The organism is Streptomyces sp. RKAG290 (genome assembly GCF_023701695.1).
Classification (GTDB): domain Bacteria; phylum Actinomycetota; class Actinomycetes; order Streptomycetales; family Streptomycetaceae; genus Streptomyces.
Genome location: NZ_JAJOZC010000001.1, coordinates 6,153,604 through 6,169,555, shown reverse-complemented (window position 1 = coordinate 6,169,555; position 15,952 = coordinate 6,153,604). Strand labels below are relative to the sequence as shown.

The following is a 15,952-nucleotide window of genomic DNA, read 5'->3' as shown; positions in this document are numbered from 1 at the left end:
GAGAGGCCTTCCTTTCGAACGGGTTTCCTGCTGTCCACCGCCCGGGACCTGCGGCTGTCGCTGTCCGTCGGGTCGTCGCGGCCATCGGTCGCCGCCGGATCCGACATTAGGTACAGCGGGTGCAATCCGCCTGCGGGACCGAGGGCCCGGCGAGGGCGAGGCGGCTGAGGCGGGCCGGCTCGGCACCCATGGACCGGATCGCCGGCCCCGGGCGCACCTCGTCACCGTCCGTGCCGCCACCACCCCTTGTTGAAACGGTTCAGCCCTGACTAACGTCCACTCGTGAGACGGGCGCCACCGACCGAGGAGACCCATGAGCCGCACCGACACAGACCCGCTGCCCTGGTACGAGGACAGGAGTCCGGGATCGGGCGGGCTCGCGCCGCGGTCCTGGTACGCCGCGTCCGACGCGAGGCGCGCGTCCCTGGACGGCGAGTGGGCCTTCCGGCTGTCGCCCGGCGCCGGCAGTGAGGACGAGTCCTTCGCGCGCGCCGGCTTCGACGCCTCGGCATGGGGAACGGTCGCGGTACCGGGCCACTGGGTGCTCCAGGGAGCCGGTGGCGCCCCCGCGTACACGAATGTCGTCTATCCCTTCCCCGTCGATCCGCCGCGGGTGCCGAGCGCGAATCCGACCGGCGACCATCTGCGGACGTTCACGCTGCCCGCGGGCTGGCCGGAGGACGGCGGGACGGTGCTCCGGTTCGACGGGGTGGAGTCGTGCGCGCGGGTCTGGCTCAACGGCCAGGAACTGGGTGACTTCAAGGGATCGCGCCTGCCGCACGAGTTCGCCGTGGGCCAGTTGCTGCGCGCCGGCGAGAACGTGCTGGCCGTGCGGGTGCACGCGTGGTCGTCGGGGAGCTACCTCGAGGACCAGGACCAGTGGTGGCTGCCGGGAATCTTCCGCGAGGTGACGCTGCTGCACCGGCCGCAGGGCTCGCCACGCGACTTCTTCGTGCACGCCGGATACGACCACCGGGACGGCTCCGGGACGCTGCGCGTGGAGTGCGACGGCGCGCCGGGGCGGATCCTCGTGCCCGAACTGGGCGTCGACGCCCCGGCGGGCGAGCCGGTGACCCTGCCTGTCGAGCCCTGGAGCGCCGAGAGCCCCCGGCTGTACGACGCCGAACTGGTGACACCCGGCGAACGCATCGCGCTGCGGATCGGCTTCCGTACCGTCGCGGTCGAGGACGGCGTCATCAAGGTCAACGGGCGGCGGCTGCTCTTCCGCGGGGTGAACCGGCACGAGTTCCACCCGGAGACCGGCCGCACCGTCGACGCGCCGACCATGCGGCGCGACCTGGTGCTGATGAAGCAGCACAACATCAACGCCGTTCGGACCAGCCACTATCCGCCGCACCCCGCCTTCCTGGACCTGTGCGACGAGCTCGGGCTCTGGGTGATCGACGAATGCGATCTGGAGACACATGGCTTTGTCGACCTGGAGTGGCGCAACAACCCGGTCGACGACGAGCGGTGGACCCCCGCGCTGCTCGACCGGGCGGCCCGGATGGTCGAGCGGGACAAGAACCACGCCTCGGTGATCATCTGGTCGCTGGGCAACGAGTGCGGTTCGGGCCGCGGCCTGACCGCGATGGCCGAGTGGATCCGGGGGCGGGACCCGGAGCGGCTGCTGCACTACGAGGGCGATCTGTCCTGCAAGGACGTCGACCTGTACTCACGGATGTATCCCACGCACGCCGAGGTCGAGCTCATCGGCAAGCGGGCCGAGGAGCCGTGGGCCGATGCGGAGCTCGACGCCGGGCGGCGCGCCATGCCGTTCCTCATGTGCGAGTACGGGCACGCCATGGGGAACGGGCCGGGCGGACTCAGCGAGTACCAGCGGCTCTTCGAGCGGTACGAACGCTGCCAGGGCGGCTTCGTCTGGGAGTGGATCGACCACGGTCTGGCCCATCCCGAGCATGGCTTCGCCTACGGCGGGGACTTCGGCGAGGAGCTGCACGACGGCAACTTCGTCTGTGACGGCCTGCTCTTCCCGGACCGCACCCCCTCCCCCGGACTCGTCGAGTACAAGAAGGTCATCGAGCCGGTGCGGATCGCTCCGGGTTCCTCGGCGGGCGCCTTCACGGTCACCAACGGGTACGACTTCGCGGGACTGGCGCACCTGGACTTCGTGTGGTCGCACGAGGTCGCGGGCGCAACCGTCGCCTCGGGCACCCTCGCGGTGCCGGACCTGGCGCCCGGCGCGTCGGCCGAGGTGGTGGCGCACGCGCCCGGGGACGGCCTCTGGACCGTGCGGGCGGTGCTCACCGAGGACACCGCCTGGGCCGACCGCGGCCACGTGGTGGCCTGGGGCCAGGTGGAGACCGGCGCACCGGCCGCGCCCACTGCGGCGTCCGGCGCGAGTCCGGTGCGGAGCGAGGGCGTGATCACACTCGGGCCCGGCGTCTTCGATGCCGCGACCGGGGCGCCGGTGCGCGTGGGGGACGTCGCGGTGGAGGCGCTGCGGCTGGATGTGTGGCGGGCACCCACCGACAACGACAACGGTGCGCCGTGGCAGCCGGACGAGCGGTACGGGCTGCGGTGGCGGGAACTGGGGCTGCACCGGATGCAGCACCGCGTCGACGCGGTCGAGGCCGGGCATGACGCCCTGACCGTACGGACCTGGGTGGCGCCGGCCGGGTGGGATCTGGGGCTTCGGACCACATACCGGTGGACCGCGGCCGGGGACCGGCTCGGGCTCACGGTGTCCGTGGTGCCGGAGGGCGACTGGCAGGTGCCGCTGCCCCGGCTCGGCATCCGGCTCGGGCTGCCCGCCGCGTACGGCGGGGCGAGGTGGTTCGGCGGCGGCCCCGGTGAGGCGTACCCGGACACCAGGGCCGCCGCGATGCTCGGGCTCTGGCAGCTGGACGTGGACGCGCTGCAGACCCCGTACGTCAGGCCGCAGGAGAACGGCGCGCGGGCCGACGTCCGGTGGGCCGAACTGACGGACGGCAGCGGTGCGGGGCTGCGGGCCGAGGGCGGCACGCCGTTCTGGTTCACCGCGCGGCGCTGGACGAGCGAGCAACTGGACGCGGCGGAGCACCTGCCGGACCTGGCGGCCGGGGAGCGCGTCTGGGTCAACCTGGACCATGCGGTGCAGGGCATCGGATCGCAGTCGTGCGGGCCGGGCGTACTGCCGGAACACCGGCTCGACGCGGCCCCGGCGGAGTTCTCGTTCGTCTTCTCAGCGGTGGGCTGACGCCCCGCCCCCGCCCCGGTGGTGCCGGGGCGGGGGCGCGGTCAGCGGTAGCGGTCAGCGGTAGCGGTCAGGGACCAGGGCGCGGGGATCAACGGAACAGGCGCCCCGGCAGCAGGTGCCCGCCGCGCAAGGCGTCGCGCACCATGGCCGCGTACTCCGTGGCTCCCCGCTCGGAGGTGTGCGTGTTGTCGCGCTTCTCGTCGGTGAGGTAGAGCGCCTTGGAGCCGTCGGGGCCGAGTTCCTCGACCCGCCGGCGGGTGAGCGCCGTGAGGTCGATGAGCGGGACGTCGTGCTCCGTGGCCAGTGAGCGGATCTGCGCAGGCAGGTCGACTCCGAGTCCGTTGACCAGCAGGGCGGTGCCGTTGTCCAGTGTGCCGTCGGCGTTGAACCAGCGGCGGACGACCGGAGTGACCAGGACGGGCCGGCCGCCCTCGGCGCGGATCGCTTCGATCATGGTGGTGAGGTTGGCGCGGTAGGCGGCCTCGGTCGTCTCCTTGTCGTTGTGGGCCAGCTGGATGAGCACGGTGTCGCCCCGGCGGATCAGCGGGCGGACCGTTGGGAACAGCTGGGGCTGGTCGAGGTAGGTCTGTGAACTCTCGCCCGAGTCTGCGTAGTTGGCGACCGATACGCCGGCCCGGAGATACTGCGGGAGCTCCTGGCCCCAGCCCGTGTAAGGGGCCCCGAGCTGATCGCAGACGGTGGAGTCACCGATCAGGAACAGCTGCGGGGTGCGGGCGGCCGGGGCGAGTTGGAGGCCCGCGAGAAGGGGCGCCGGGCCGCCGAAGGTGAGGTCGAGACCGGACGAACCCGTCGCCCCGGTGGGCTCACCCTCGGGCTCGCGCACGTTGACCGTGAAGGTGCGGACCACCGGGCGGCGGGCGGCGGTCGGTGTCTCGCCGAGCACGGTGCGCCGGGTCTCGGCGGTGACCGTCGTGCGGCCCTGTGTGGCCCCGCCGATGAGGGCGGTGACCCGGTAGGTGCCCGGAGCCACGTCGAAGTGGCAGACTACGGGTGCGGTGCCCGTACAGGCGGCGGCAGCCTCGTCATGTGCCACCGGGGAGGGCTGCGGGGCCGCGACGGCGGGCGCGGCAAGGGCGGTTACGGCCGCCAGTGCGGCCAGCAGGGCGGGGCCGGTTCTGCGTACAGCAGGCATTGCTGGACTCCTTGGTGGATGCGGGTGCGGCGCACTGCGGTGTGGGGGCGTCGTGCGGCCGGCGAGCCGCGCGACGCTCGTACCGCAAGCGCTTTCTACCCCCGGATCCCCGGTGTTGAATCCTTTCAGGCCCCACCTGCCGCGAGCCCCCTCCGGGGTGCGGCGTGAGCGGCCCGTGGGGCTCCGTTCCTGTGGAAGGATTCCCGGCACCATGAGAACCAGCATCCCGGGGCCGGCCGGACCGGACGGCGGGCCCCGGTGAGGGGCCGCGCGAAGCCTCCGCCGTCGCCGCTGCCGCAGCGCGACGGAGTCGATCCGGTCCGGTTGCGGCTGCCGGAGGATCCGGACGGGCGGTGGCCGACGGTCCGCGACCACCTGCTGACGCGGTTCGCCGGCGCGATCGGCGCGGAGCGGGTCGACGCCATGCTCGCCGGGGGCCGGTTCGTTTCGGCGCGGTCAGCGGTGACGGGTCACGAGCCCTACGAGGCGGGGCAGTACCTCTGGTTCCACCGGGACTTCGCGCCGGAGGAGCCGGTGCCCTTCCCGGTCGGTGTCGTCCACCGCGACGAGCACCTGGTCATCGCGGACAAGCCGCACTTCCTGGCGACGACGCCGCGCGGCCGGCACATCACCGAGACGGCCGTGGCCCGGCTCCGCCGAGAGCTGGGGCTCCCCCTGCTGCAGCCCGCGCACCGGCTCGACCGGCTGACCGCGGGACTCGTCCTGTTCGTCGTCCGGCCCGGGGAACGGGGCGCGTACCAGACGCTGTTCCGGGACCGCCTCGTCAGCAAGGAGTACGAGGCGGTGGCGCCGTACGACCCCCGGCTGGTCCTCCCGGTGACCGTGCGCAGCCGCATCGTGAAGGAGCGCGGGGTGATCGCCGCCCGTGAGGAGCCGGGCGAGCCGAACAGCGAGAGCCGGATCGAGCTGGTGGAGCGGCGGGAGGGACTGGGCCGCTACCGGCTGCTGCCCGCCACCGGGCGCACGCACCAGCTGCGGGTCCACATGAACAGCCTGGGACTGCCGCTCGTCCATGATCCGGTCTACCCCGTGGTCGAGGCGGACGGCGCACCGGACGACTGGTCGCGCCCGCTCCAACTGCTGGCACGGGTGCTTGAGTTCACCGATCCGGTCACGGGAGAGCCGCGCCGCTTCGAGAGCGGGCTGCGGCTCTCCGCGTGGCCGCCTGACTAGAGCCTCTCGTTCGGATCAGGCCGGATCAGGATGCGGCGCCGGGGCACGCGAGCCCGGCATGATCCAAACGAGGCCCTCGGCGCCTCAGTGACCGCGGGCGATCCACTCGTCCAGGTGCGGGGCCTCGGCACCGATGGTCGTGGAGTCGCCGTGCCCGGTGCGGACGGCGGTCTCCGGGGCCAGGGCGAGCAGCCGGTCCCTGATCGAAGCGACGATCGTCGGGAAGTGCGAGAACGACCGCCCGGTGGCTCCGGGGCCGCCCTGGAAGAGCGTGTCACCGGTGAAGACGGTGGACAGCTCGGGGGCGTACAGGCAGACGGCGCCCGGGGCATGACCGGGGGTGTGCAGGACCTTGAGCGTCGTGCCGGCGATCCGCAGCTCCTGGCCGTCGGTCAGTTCGCCGTCCGGGGACCGGTCCGGGTGGGTCTGCTTCCACAGCGGCAGGTCGTCGGCGTGGAGCAGGACCGGCGCGCCGGTGGCGTCGGCGAGCGCGGGCGCCGCGTCGATGTGGTCGTTGTGCGCGTGCGTGCAGATGATGGCGCGCAGCGTACGGCCGTTCAGCGCGGCCTCGATGGCGGCGGCGTCGTGGGCGGCGTCGATGACGACCGCCTCCGTGTCGTCGCCGACGATCCAGACGTTGTTGTCGACGTCCCATTCGCCGCCGTCGAGGGCGAAGGTGCCGGAGGTGACGAGGTGATCGATGCGGACGGCCATCAGAAGACCACCACCGAGCGCAGCACGTCGCCGTCGTGCATCCGGGCGAAGGCCTGCTCGACGTCCCCGAGTCCGATGGTCTCGGTGACGAACGCGCCGAGATCGATCCGGCCCTGCTGGTGCAGGTCGATGAGCATCGGGAAGTCGCGGGAGGGCAGGCAGTCGCCGTACCAGGAGGACTTGAGCGAGCCGCCGCGGCCGAAGACGTCCAGGAGGGGGAGTTCGAGCTTCATCTCCGGGGTGGGGACGCCGACCAGGACGACGGTGCCGGCCAGGTCCCGGGCGTAGAACGCCTGCTTGTACGTCTCCGGGTGGCCGACGGCCTCGATGACGACGTCGGCGCCGTTGCCGCCGGTGAGTGCGCGGATGGCCTCGACCGGGTCGCTGCTGCGGGAGTTGACGGTGTGCGTGGCACCCATCTTCTTCGCCGTCTCCAGCTTGCGGTCGTCGATGTCCACAGCGATGATCTTCGCCGCTCCGGCCAGCCGGGCACCCGCGATCGCGGCGTCGCCCACCCCGCCGCAGCCGATGACCGCGACCGAGTCGCCGCGGCCGACCTGGCCGGTGTTGATGGCGGCGCCGATGCCCGCCATCACGCCGCAGCCGAGGAGGCCGGCGACGGCCGGGGCGACCTCCGGGTCGACCTTGGTGCACTGGCCGGAGGCGACCAGGGTCTTCTCCGCGAAGGCCCCGATGCCGAGGGCGGCCGACAGCTCCGTGCCGTCCAGCAGGGTCATCTTCCGCCGGGCGTTGTGGGTGTCGAAGCAGTACCAGGGCCGGCCGCGCAGACAGGCGCGGCACTGTCCGCACACCGCGCGCCAGTTGAGGACGACGAAGTCGCCCGGTTCGACGTCCGTGACGCCCTCGCCGACGGACTCCACCACGCCCGCGGCCTCGTGGCCGAGGAGGAAGGGGAACTCGTCGTTGATGCCGCCCTGCTTGTAGTGCAGATCCGTGTGGCACACCCCGCACGCCTGGATCTTCACCACGGCCTCACCGGGGCCGGGGTCCGGAATCACGATCGTCTCGACCCGTACCGGCTCGTTCTTTCCCGGTGCGATGACCCCTTGTACCTGCTGCGCCATTCCCGTGGTCTCCCTTGCCCGACTTTGCCTTCGGATCGATCGCGAACAACCGTACGCGGTACGAGGGTGTCACGGCGGCCGCGCCGCGTCGGAGCGAACCGGCACGCCGCTCCCGTCAGTCCCCGTACACCCGCCGGCCGCCCACGTACGTCCGAAGGACCCGGGTCTCGGCGATCTCCTCGACGGGTGCGGCGTACGGGTCGCGGTCCAGGACCACCAGGTCGGCCAGCGCGCCGGCGCGGATGCTGCCGGTGTCGTCCAGGTGGTTCACGTACGCCGAGCCCGCCGTGTACGCGGCGAGGGCGTCGGTCAGTGAGAGGCGCTGCCCGGGGAGGAAGGCGGGTCCGTCCGCCCGGGGCGCGACGCGGTTGACCGCGGTGTGGATGCCGTGCAGCGGGTCGGCGCTGCTGACCGGCCAGTCGGAACCGGCGGCCACGGTGGCCCCGGAGCGCAGCAGCGCGCCGAACGGGTACTGGAGCGCGGCGCGTTCGTCGCCGAGGAAGGGGATCGTCAGCTCGTCCATCTGGGGTTCGTGGGCGGCCCAGAGCGGCTGGATGTTCGCCGTGGCACCGAGTGCGCGGAAGCGGGGGATGTCGTCGGGGTGGACGATCTGGAGGTGGGCGAGGTGAGGGCGGGTGTCGGTGCGCCCGTTGGCGGCACGGGCGGCCTCGACGGCGTCCAGCGCCTCGCGCACCGCGCGGTCGCCCAGCGCGTGGAAGTGGGTCTGGAAGCCGAGGGCGTCCAGCTCGGTGACGTAGCGGCGCAGTTCGACGGGGTCCACGAAGCTGGTGCCGCTGTTGGCGGTGGCGCAGCCGCAGGCGTCGAGGTAGGGGGCGAGCAGGGCGGCGGTGCCGGTCTCGGCGACGCCGTCCTGCATGATCTTCACGGATCCGGCGCGGAAGTTCCGGCCGCTCAGTTCCTCGCGCCGGGCGACGAGTCCGGGTATCTGCTCGGTGCCGCGCTCGCGGTCCCACCACAGGGCGCCGTTGACGCGCGCGGTGAGCGAGCCGTCGCGGTCCGCCGTCAGATAGGCGTCGGACGCGTCGTCCATCGAGCCGTAGCCGCCGATGATGGCGTCCTGCCAGGCGGTGATTCCGTACGCGTGGAGCAGTCGCTGGGCACGCAGCAGGGCGGCGAGCCGGTCGGCGGCGGTGGAGCGGGGGGTGTGGCGGGCGACCAGGTCCATGGCGCCCTCCTGGAGGAGGCCGGTGGGTTCGCCGCTCGCGTCGCGTTCGATGCGGCCGTCGGCCGGGTCGGGGGTGTGCCGGTCGATCCCGGCGAGGGCGAGGGCCCTGCTGTTGACCCAGGCGCCGTGATGGTCGCGGTTGACCAGGTAGGCGGGGCGGTCAGGCACGGCGGTGTCGAGCTGCTCCCTGGTGGGGGCGCCGCCGTCGAACGCGTCCATCGACCAGCCGCCGCCGGTGATCCAGTCAGCTGCCGGGTGCGCGTCGGCGTAGGCCCGTACCGCGGCGACGGTCTCGGTGGCGTCCCCGGCCTCCGTGAGGTTGCACTGCGCGAGTTCGAGGCCGGCGGTGACCGGATGGATGTGGGCGTCCTGGAAGCCGGGGAGCAGCAGGCGGCCGGCGAGGTCCACCACCTCGGTGCGTGGGCCGATGAGTGCGCGTACCTCGTCGTGGCCGACCGCGGTGATCCGGTCGGCGGTGACGGCGACGGTGGTGGCGCGGGTGCGGGCGGCGTCCGTCGTGTGGACGGGGCCGCCGGTGAACACGAGGTCGGCGGGGGTGCGGGGCATGGTGGTTCCGTTCGGTCGGGTGGTGGGGGCGGTCTGTGTGCGGGGTGGGTCAGGCCGGGCCGGGGGCGGGTTCCGCGAGCGGGTCCGGCGGTACGGACCGGCCGGTGACGAAGTAGGGGGATTTCCTTGCCCACTTGGCCCAGGCGGCCGCGCCGACACCGCTGAGCAGCATGACGGCCGGGCAGAAGAGCATGAACCACCCGTTGTCCGGGCTGATTTCGAAGTGGTCGGCCGAGGTGTAGAACGTCCAGCAGAGGTAGCCGCCGAGGCCGAGCAGCACGGCGGCGCTGGCCACGGGGAGCAGTACCGCCCGCAGGGCCAGTGACCAGCTCTCCCGCAGGGCGCCGCGGAAGCGCGCCGCCGCGGCCAGCGCGGTGAGGGCGTAGTAGATCGCGACGACCACCCCGATGGCGTTCACGGACGCCAGGATCAGGTCACCGACCCGCGGGATGACCAGCGAGAGCACCGCGATGGCGGCGGCGACGCAGCCCACCACGACGGTTCCGGCTGCGGGCGTCCCGTACCTGGGGCTGATCCTGGTCCAGAGCGGTCCGAGCGTCCGGTCGCGGCCCATCGCGAACATGCCGCGCACCGTCGGTATCACCCCGGACTGCAGCGAGGCGACCGCGGAGAAGGTGAGGGCGATCAACGGCAGCGCGGCAAGCGGCTGGCCGGCCAGCCGGTCACCGAAGTAGGTGAGCCCCTGGGCGCCGTGACCGGTCAGCTCGTCGAGCGACAGGACGCGCTGGAAGGCGAAGGAGCCGAGCAGGAACAGGCCCAGCATGGTGAAGAGCGTGATGGTTCCGGCCCGGGAGGCGTCCTGCGGGTCGCGGATCTCCTCGGTGACGCTGAAGGAGGACTCGAAGCCCCAGAAGCAGAAGACGGAGAGCAGCAGCCCCTGGGCCAGCTGTTGCCCGGAGGGGATGGTGAACGGGTTGATCCAGTCGAGGCTGAACGGGTGCGGGCCGGCGAACAGTCCGTATCCGCAGAAGCCGAGCAGGACGACGTACTCGAACACCAGGAGGTACTTCTGGAGGTTGGCGGCCGAGCGGATGCCGGTGATCGCGGTGAAGGTGACGGCGACCAGGACGACGATGCCGAGCGCGGTCGACTGGGCGGTGGAGTCCGGGTCGAGGTGGAGCCCGGCCACGTCGTGCAGTCCGCCCTCGCCCGCGAGCTGGAGCAGGGCGGAGCCGGTGACGGTGGTGGTGTAGGCGAGGAAGACGATCGTGGAGACGATGCCGATCCAGCCGACGAGGAAGCCGAGCCAGGGGCTGAGGGAGCGGCCGACCCAGACGTAGCCGCTGCCCATGTTCGGCTCGACCCGGTTGAGCCGGGAGTACGCGCTCGCGATGCCCAGGATCGGCAGGAAGGCGAGCAGCATGATGATCGGCAGATGCAGTCCGACGGCGCCCGCGGTGACACCGAGCCCGATGCCGATGCTGGTGGTGGCCGCGGTCGACGAGGCCGCGATGACGAATCCGTCGACCAGACCGAGGCTCTTGCGCAGGGCGGCGGGCGCGGGTGGTTCGTCGCTGCGGGGAGTACGAGGGGACGTCACGGTCGCTCCTTCGCCGAGGGGCGCTTTTCGGCCCCGATGGCGGCACATCGAACTCTGCGGGGGTTCCTCAGGTCAACGCTGTTGTCATAAGGTGCCCCGCATGAAGGCGAGCGAGCGGGTCGTGGCGGAGGGTGCGCGGCGCCGCAGGCGTCCCACCAAGCAGGGCACGGTGCTGTCGGAGCAACTGATCGTGGAGACGGCGCTGCGGCTGATCGGCGAGCACGGGGCGGCGGCGCTCACCGTGCGCCGGCTGGGCGCGGCGCTGGGGTGCGACCCGAGCGCCCTCTACCGGTACTTCCGGGACACGGACGAGCTGCTGCTCGCGGTGGCCGACGAGCTGATCGGCCGGACCCTGCGCACCTGGCGGCCGACCGGCGACTGGCGGGCGGACCTGCGGGCACTGGGGCTGCGGATGCACGCGGACTACCTGGCCCATCCGCAGGCGGCGATGCTGACGTGCTCCCGGGTGACCGGCCGGACGCACGAGGTGCGGTCGGTGGAGGCGATCCTCGGGGTGTTGCGGAGCGCGGGCTTCCCGGACGGCGAGGCGGTACGGATCTACCACGTCTTCGTCGACCAGACGCTGTCGTTCGCGGCGCTGGACGCGTCGACGCTGGTGCTCTCGGAGCAGGCCAGGGCGCAGGAGGTCCAGGCCTGGCCGGAGGTCTACGCCCGGCAGCCGGCGGCGACCCACCCGCACATCGCGGCGACCGCGTCACTGCTGGTCGCGGAGATGGGCCGCAGCGGCTATCCGGCGGCGCTGGAGATGGTGCTCGCCGCGGCCGCCGCGCGGCTGCAGCACGTGCGGGAGACCCAGCCGGGCGCGTGACGGAGGTTCAGGGGGCGAGCACGTCGAGTTCATGCAGGGCGCCCACCGCGATCTCCTTGGTCAGCCGCTCCGCCGCCGCCGCGTCGCCCTCGCGCACCGCTTCGGCGAGCCGGACATGGAGGGTGACGGCCGCCGGGTCGGGGTCCTCGAACATCACCTGGTGGTGCGTGCGCCCCGCCAGGACCTCGGCGACCACGTCGCCGAGCCGCGCGAACATCTCGTTGCCGGAGGCGTTGAGGACGATCCGGTGGAACGCGATGTCGTGTTCCAGATAGCCCTCCAGCTGCTGGCCGCGCGAGGTGGCGACCATGCCGAGGGCCCGTTCGGTGAGCTCGGCGCACTGGGCCGGGGTGGCGTGGCGGGCGGCGAGCGAGGCGGCGACGGGCTCGATCGCCGACCGCAGGACGGTCAGTGAGCGCAGCTGGCGCGGGCGGTCGGCGCCGGCCAGCCGCCAGCGGATGACCTGGGGGTCGTAGACGTTCCAGGCCTCGGTCGGCCGTACGGTGACGCCGACCCGGCGCCGGGACTCGACCAGGTGCATGGACTCCAGCACCCGGATCACTTCCCGGACGACCGTGCGCGAGACCTCGAAGCGCTGGGCCAGCTCGTCGGTGCGCAGCACCTGACCGGGCGGATGCTCACCCGCGGCGATCTCCAGGCCCAGGGTGTCCAGCACATGCGTATGCAGCCCCTGGGCAGGTGTGGTCATGGCCCAAGACTACGGGGGCCCTCCCGGGACCATAAAGTACGACGTTTATGTCACAGCATCTTGAATAAGTCGTACGTATAGGTTTCAGTAGCGCGACGGACCGATGTCGAGGAAGACATCGAAGAGACAGCGAGGCACCTCTCATGAGCACCCCCCACGTCGTCGTGGTGATGGGCGTCGCAGGGACCGGCAAGACCACGATCGGTCCCCTGCTCGCCGCCGCACTGGGCGTCCCGTACGCCGAGGGCGACGATTTCCATCCCCCGGCGAACATCGCCAAGATGTCGGCCGGAACCCCGCTGGAGGACGCCGACCGGTGGCCCTGGCTGGACGCGATCGGGCAGTGGGCGCACGGCCGGGCAGGGCTCGGCGGCGTGGTCAGCAGCTCGGCGCTGAAGCGGGCCTACCGCGACCGGCTGCGCAGCGAGGCCCCCGGAGCCGTGTTCCTCCACCTGACCGGCGACCGGTCCCTGATCGAGGAGCGGATGGCGGACCGCAAGGGCCACTTCATGCCGACCGCACTCCTCGACTCGCAGTTCGCCACCCTGCAGCCGCTGGAGGCCGACGAGGCCGGCGTCGCCGTGGACGTGTCGGGCAGCCCCGAAGAAATCACCGAGCGAGCCGTCGCCGCGCTGCGCCGGCTCGACGACTAAGGATCATCACCGTGACCGGTCTCAGCGTCGAGATGCTGGCAGCGGACGCCGTCGAACCCATCACTTCGGCCGGCAACGCTCAGTTGGGCATCGCAGTTCTGGCGGGCATCGCCGTCATCGTTCTGCTCATCACCAAGTTCAAGATGCACGCGTTCCTTGCGCTCACCATCGGCTCGCTGGCGCTCGGTTCGTTCGCCGGCGCCGCGCCGGCCAAGACGATAGCGAGCTTCACCGCGGGCCTCGGCTCGACAGTCGCGGGTGTGGGTGTCCTCATCGCACTCGGCGCGATCCTGGGCAAGCTGCTCGCCGACTCCGGCGGCGCGGACCAGATCGTCGACACCATCCTCGCCAAGGCGAGCCGCCGGGCCATGCCGTGGGCGATGGTCCTGATCGCCTCGATCATCGGCCTGCCGCTGTTCTTCGAGGTCGGGATCGTGCTGATGATCCCGGTGGTGCTGCTGGTCGCCAAGCGCGGCAACTACTCCCTGATGCGGATCGGCATTCCGGCGCTGGCCGGCCTCTCCGTGATGCACGGGCTCATCCCCCCGCACCCCGGCCCGCTCGTGGCGATCGACGCCCTCGACGCCAACCTGGGTGTCACGCTGGCCCTCGGCGTCGTGGTCGCCATCCCGACGGTGATCCTCGCCGGACCGGTCTTCTCCCGCTTCGCCGCCCGCTGGGTGGACATCAAGGCGCCGGAGAACATGGTCCCGCAGCGCCCCGCCGAGGACCTGGACCGTCGGCCGAGCTTCGGCGCCACCCTGGCGACGATCCTGCTGCCAGTCGTCCTGATGCTGGTCAAGGCGCTCGTGGAGATCGTGGTGGACGACCCCGAGCAGGGCGTCCAGCAGGTCACCGATGTGATCGGCTCCCCCCTGATCGCGCTGCTCACCGCCGTCGTCGTCGCCATGTTCACGCTGGGCCGGGCGGCCGGGTTCACCAAGGGCCGGCTGTCCACCACCGTGGAGAAGTCCCTTGTCCCGATCGCGGGTGTGCTGCTGATCGTGGGCGCGGGCGGCGGCTTCAAGCAGACCCTCATCGATGCCGGTGTGGGCCAGATGATCCTGGACCTCTCCGAGAGCTGGTCGATTCCCGCCCTGCTGCTCGGCTGGCTGATCGCCGTGGCGATCCGGCTCGCGACCGGCTCGGCGACCGTGGCCACCATCTCGGCGGCCGGTCTGGTCGCCCCGCTGGCGGCCGACATGTCGACCTCGCACGTCGCACTGCTGGTCCTCGCCGTCGGCGCGGGCTCGCTCTTCTTCAGCCATGTCAACGACGCGGGGTTCTGGCTGGTGAAGGAGTACTTCGGGATGGACGTCGGCCAGACGGTGAAGACCTGGTCGGTGATGGAGACCATCATCTCCGTGGTCTCGCTGATCTTCATCCTGCTGCTGTCGCTGGTCCTCTAGGGTCTTTCGTTCGGATCAGGCCGGATAAGGGAGCGGGGTCCGGTGCTGTGCCTCGCAAGGCGGAGGAGGGAGCTGACGCGGAGCGTCGGCGACCGACGACAACGCCGCGAGGTGCGGTGCCGGGGCACGCGAGCCCGGCATGATCCAAACGAGAGGCCCTAGGTCTTTCGTTTGGATCAGGCCGGCTCGGGGACCGTGTCCCGCAGGCCCGGCGCGATCCGGACCGCAGGCCCTCGGGCCGGTCGGCGGACTGCCGTCCTCACCGGTCCTCCGGCAGTTCGGCCGGGTCCTCGGGAATCCGCCACAGCGGGTGCTCGCGGCGGGCCCACCGGCGCTCGACCGATCCGGTGCGCATGCCACGGCGTGCCTCCGGGTCGGCGTACGCCATCGCGATGTGGCCGCCCAGCACGATGCCGATCGCCAGTGCCAGCCAGTCGTGGACGAACGTCGCGCCGGTCCGCCACATCAGCGGGGCCAGCCCGGTGAACCACATCAGCAGCCCGGTGCCGGCCATCACCAGCACCGCGCCCGCGATCCACGCCGCGTACAGCTTCTGACCCGCGTTGAACTTCCCGGCCGGCCGGGAAGCGGGCCGGTGGTCCCGGCGGCGCACCGCCCGCAGCCACGTCCGGTCGTGCGGCCCGAAGCGGTTCAGCCGGGACACATCGGCGCGCACGGCCCGCCCGCACAGACCTGCCAGCAGGGGCACGGGGATCAGCAGCCCGGACCATTCGTGCACGGTGACCACGAGGTGACGGCGGCCCACGAGCTCGGCGAGCTGCGGCACGTACAGGCAGGCGGCCGTCGCCACACAGAGCAGCATCAGCGCCGCCGTGCTGCGGTGCACCCACCGCACCGCCCGGCCGAACCGGTGCACCCGGCCCGGCGCCTCAGGTCGTGGGGGCATCGTCACGGCCGTTGGACCGGCCGACCCAGGCGTCGACGTCATATCCGAGCTCTTCCCAGTAACCGGGGCGTACGGAGTCCGTGACGGTGATCCCGGAGAGCCATTTCGCCGACTTGTAGAAGTACATCGGGGCCACATAGAGCCGGACCGGGCCGCCGTGGGAGTGGGACACCGGCCGGTCCTGCATGCGCAGGGCGACCAGCACGTCGGCGCGGCGGGCCTGGGCGAGGGTCAGGCTCTCGCTGTAGGTGCCGTCGAAGCAGGTGAAGCGGATCGCCTTCGCCCCCGGCCGGACACCCGCCGCGTCCAGCAGCGCCGAGAGCCGTACGCCCTCGAACGGGGTCTCGGGCACCCGCCACCCCGTCACGCACTGCACGTCACGGACCATCCGGGTCTGCGGCAGCGCCTTCAGGGCGTCCAGGGTGTACGTGGCCGGGCGGTCGACCAGCCCGTCGACGGTCAGCCGGTAGTCGGCCGCGCTCTTCGTCGGTACGGACGAGGCCACGGAGTAGTACCGGAAACCGCCGCCGTTGGGCAGCAGCCCGGTCAGCCCGGTGGGGTCCTTGTCGGCGATCGCGCCCAGGCCCGATTCCAGGGTCCGCTGCAGAACGGGGGCGGCGACGAGCCCGGCGGCGCCCAGGCCGAGCATCGTCAGGACCAGGCGGCGGCCGACGGGCGTGCCCGTGGCGTCCGGGTCGGGTCCTGGCCCTGCCCTGTCCGGGCCTGAGTCGGGAGATGGACTGTTCACACCTCCGATTCGAGCACTCCGGGCCGCCGGACGCCAGG

13 protein-coding genes are annotated in these 15,952 nt (G+C 72.1%); 5 read left to right on the top strand and 8 right to left on the bottom strand.

Features of this window, described 5'->3' with window-relative positions:
- Positions 1-313: 313 nt before the first annotated feature.
- Positions 314-3,199 (top strand): glycoside hydrolase family 2 TIM barrel-domain containing protein, encoded by a 2,886-nt coding sequence (locus LNW71_RS27265; protein ID WP_250970628.1) that lies wholly within the window; start codon positions 314-316, stop codon positions 3,197-3,199.
- Between the two features lie 88 nt (positions 3,200-3,287).
- Here the strand turns inward: LNW71_RS27265 and LNW71_RS27260 are convergent, their stop codons facing one another.
- Positions 3,288-4,352: a rhamnogalacturonan acetylesterase gene (locus tag LNW71_RS27260; RefSeq protein ID WP_250970627.1), complete on the bottom strand. Its 1,065-nt coding sequence runs from the start codon at positions 4,350-4,352 to the stop codon at positions 3,288-3,290.
- Positions 4,353-4,610: 258 nt separating this feature from the next.
- Here LNW71_RS27260 and LNW71_RS27255 point away from each other — a divergent pair, with 258 nt between their 5' ends.
- Positions 4,611-5,546 (top strand): pseudouridine synthase, encoded by a 936-nt coding sequence (locus LNW71_RS27255; RefSeq protein WP_250970626.1) that lies wholly within the window; start codon positions 4,611-4,613, stop codon positions 5,544-5,546.
- Between the two features lie 84 nt (positions 5,547-5,630).
- Here LNW71_RS27255 and LNW71_RS27250 read toward each other — a convergent pair whose 3' ends face one another.
- From LNW71_RS27250 to LNW71_RS27235, 4 genes are all read right to left on the bottom strand, one after another.
- Entirely contained in the window at positions 5,631-6,260 is a 630-nt protein-coding gene (locus LNW71_RS27250) for an MBL fold metallo-hydrolase (protein WP_250970625.1), read from the bottom strand.
- Positions 6,260-7,345, bottom strand: a complete 1,086-nt coding sequence (locus tag LNW71_RS27245) for an S-(hydroxymethyl)mycothiol dehydrogenase (protein WP_250970624.1) — start codon at positions 7,343-7,345, stop codon at positions 6,260-6,262. Before LNW71_RS27245 ends, LNW71_RS27250 begins: the two co-directional genes overlap by 1 nt.
- A 115-nt stretch (positions 7,346-7,460) precedes the next feature.
- Complete coding sequence (locus LNW71_RS27240) at positions 7,461-9,098, bottom strand: amidohydrolase (protein WP_250970623.1); 1,638 nt, start codon at positions 9,096-9,098, stop codon at positions 7,461-7,463.
- A 49-nt stretch (positions 9,099-9,147) separates the two neighbouring features.
- Positions 9,148-10,707, bottom strand: coding sequence for an APC family permease (locus tag LNW71_RS27235; protein ID WP_374119455.1), 1,560 nt, complete (start codon positions 10,705-10,707; stop codon positions 9,148-9,150).
- Between the two features lie 52 nt (positions 10,708-10,759).
- Between LNW71_RS27235 and LNW71_RS27230 the strand changes: the two genes are divergently transcribed.
- Positions 10,760-11,488, top strand: coding sequence for a TetR/AcrR family transcriptional regulator (locus LNW71_RS27230; RefSeq protein WP_250970621.1), 729 nt, complete (start codon positions 10,760-10,762; stop codon positions 11,486-11,488).
- A 7-nt stretch (positions 11,489-11,495) separates the two neighbouring features.
- On the opposite strand, the gene LNW71_RS27225 is transcribed toward LNW71_RS27230, so the two are convergent.
- Entirely contained in the window at positions 11,496-12,197 is a 702-nt protein-coding gene (locus LNW71_RS27225; protein WP_250970620.1) for a FadR/GntR family transcriptional regulator, read from the bottom strand.
- 143 nt (positions 12,198-12,340) lie between these two features.
- On the opposite strand from LNW71_RS27225, the gene LNW71_RS27220 reads away from it, so the two are divergent.
- Both LNW71_RS27220 and LNW71_RS27215 read left to right on the top strand, forming a co-directional pair.
- On the top strand, positions 12,341-12,850 hold the full coding sequence (locus tag LNW71_RS27220) for a gluconokinase (RefSeq protein ID WP_250970619.1): 510 nt from the start codon (positions 12,341-12,343) through the stop codon (positions 12,848-12,850).
- Between the two features lie 11 nt (positions 12,851-12,861).
- Positions 12,862-14,259, top strand: coding sequence for a gluconate:H+ symporter (locus tag LNW71_RS27215; RefSeq protein ID WP_250970618.1), 1,398 nt, complete (start codon positions 12,862-12,864; stop codon positions 14,257-14,259).
- Positions 14,260-14,518: 259 nt separating this feature from the next.
- Here LNW71_RS27215 and LNW71_RS27210 read toward each other — a convergent pair whose 3' ends face one another.
- On the bottom strand, positions 14,519-15,166 hold the full coding sequence (locus tag LNW71_RS27210) for a cytochrome b/b6 domain-containing protein (protein ID WP_250970617.1): 648 nt from the start codon (positions 15,164-15,166) through the stop codon (positions 14,519-14,521).
- Complete coding sequence (locus LNW71_RS27205; protein ID WP_250970616.1) at positions 15,150-15,914, bottom strand: molybdopterin-dependent oxidoreductase; 765 nt, start codon at positions 15,912-15,914, stop codon at positions 15,150-15,152. The genes LNW71_RS27210 and LNW71_RS27205 overlap by 17 nt, the downstream gene beginning before the upstream one ends.
- Positions 15,915-15,952: the final 38 nt, after the last annotated feature.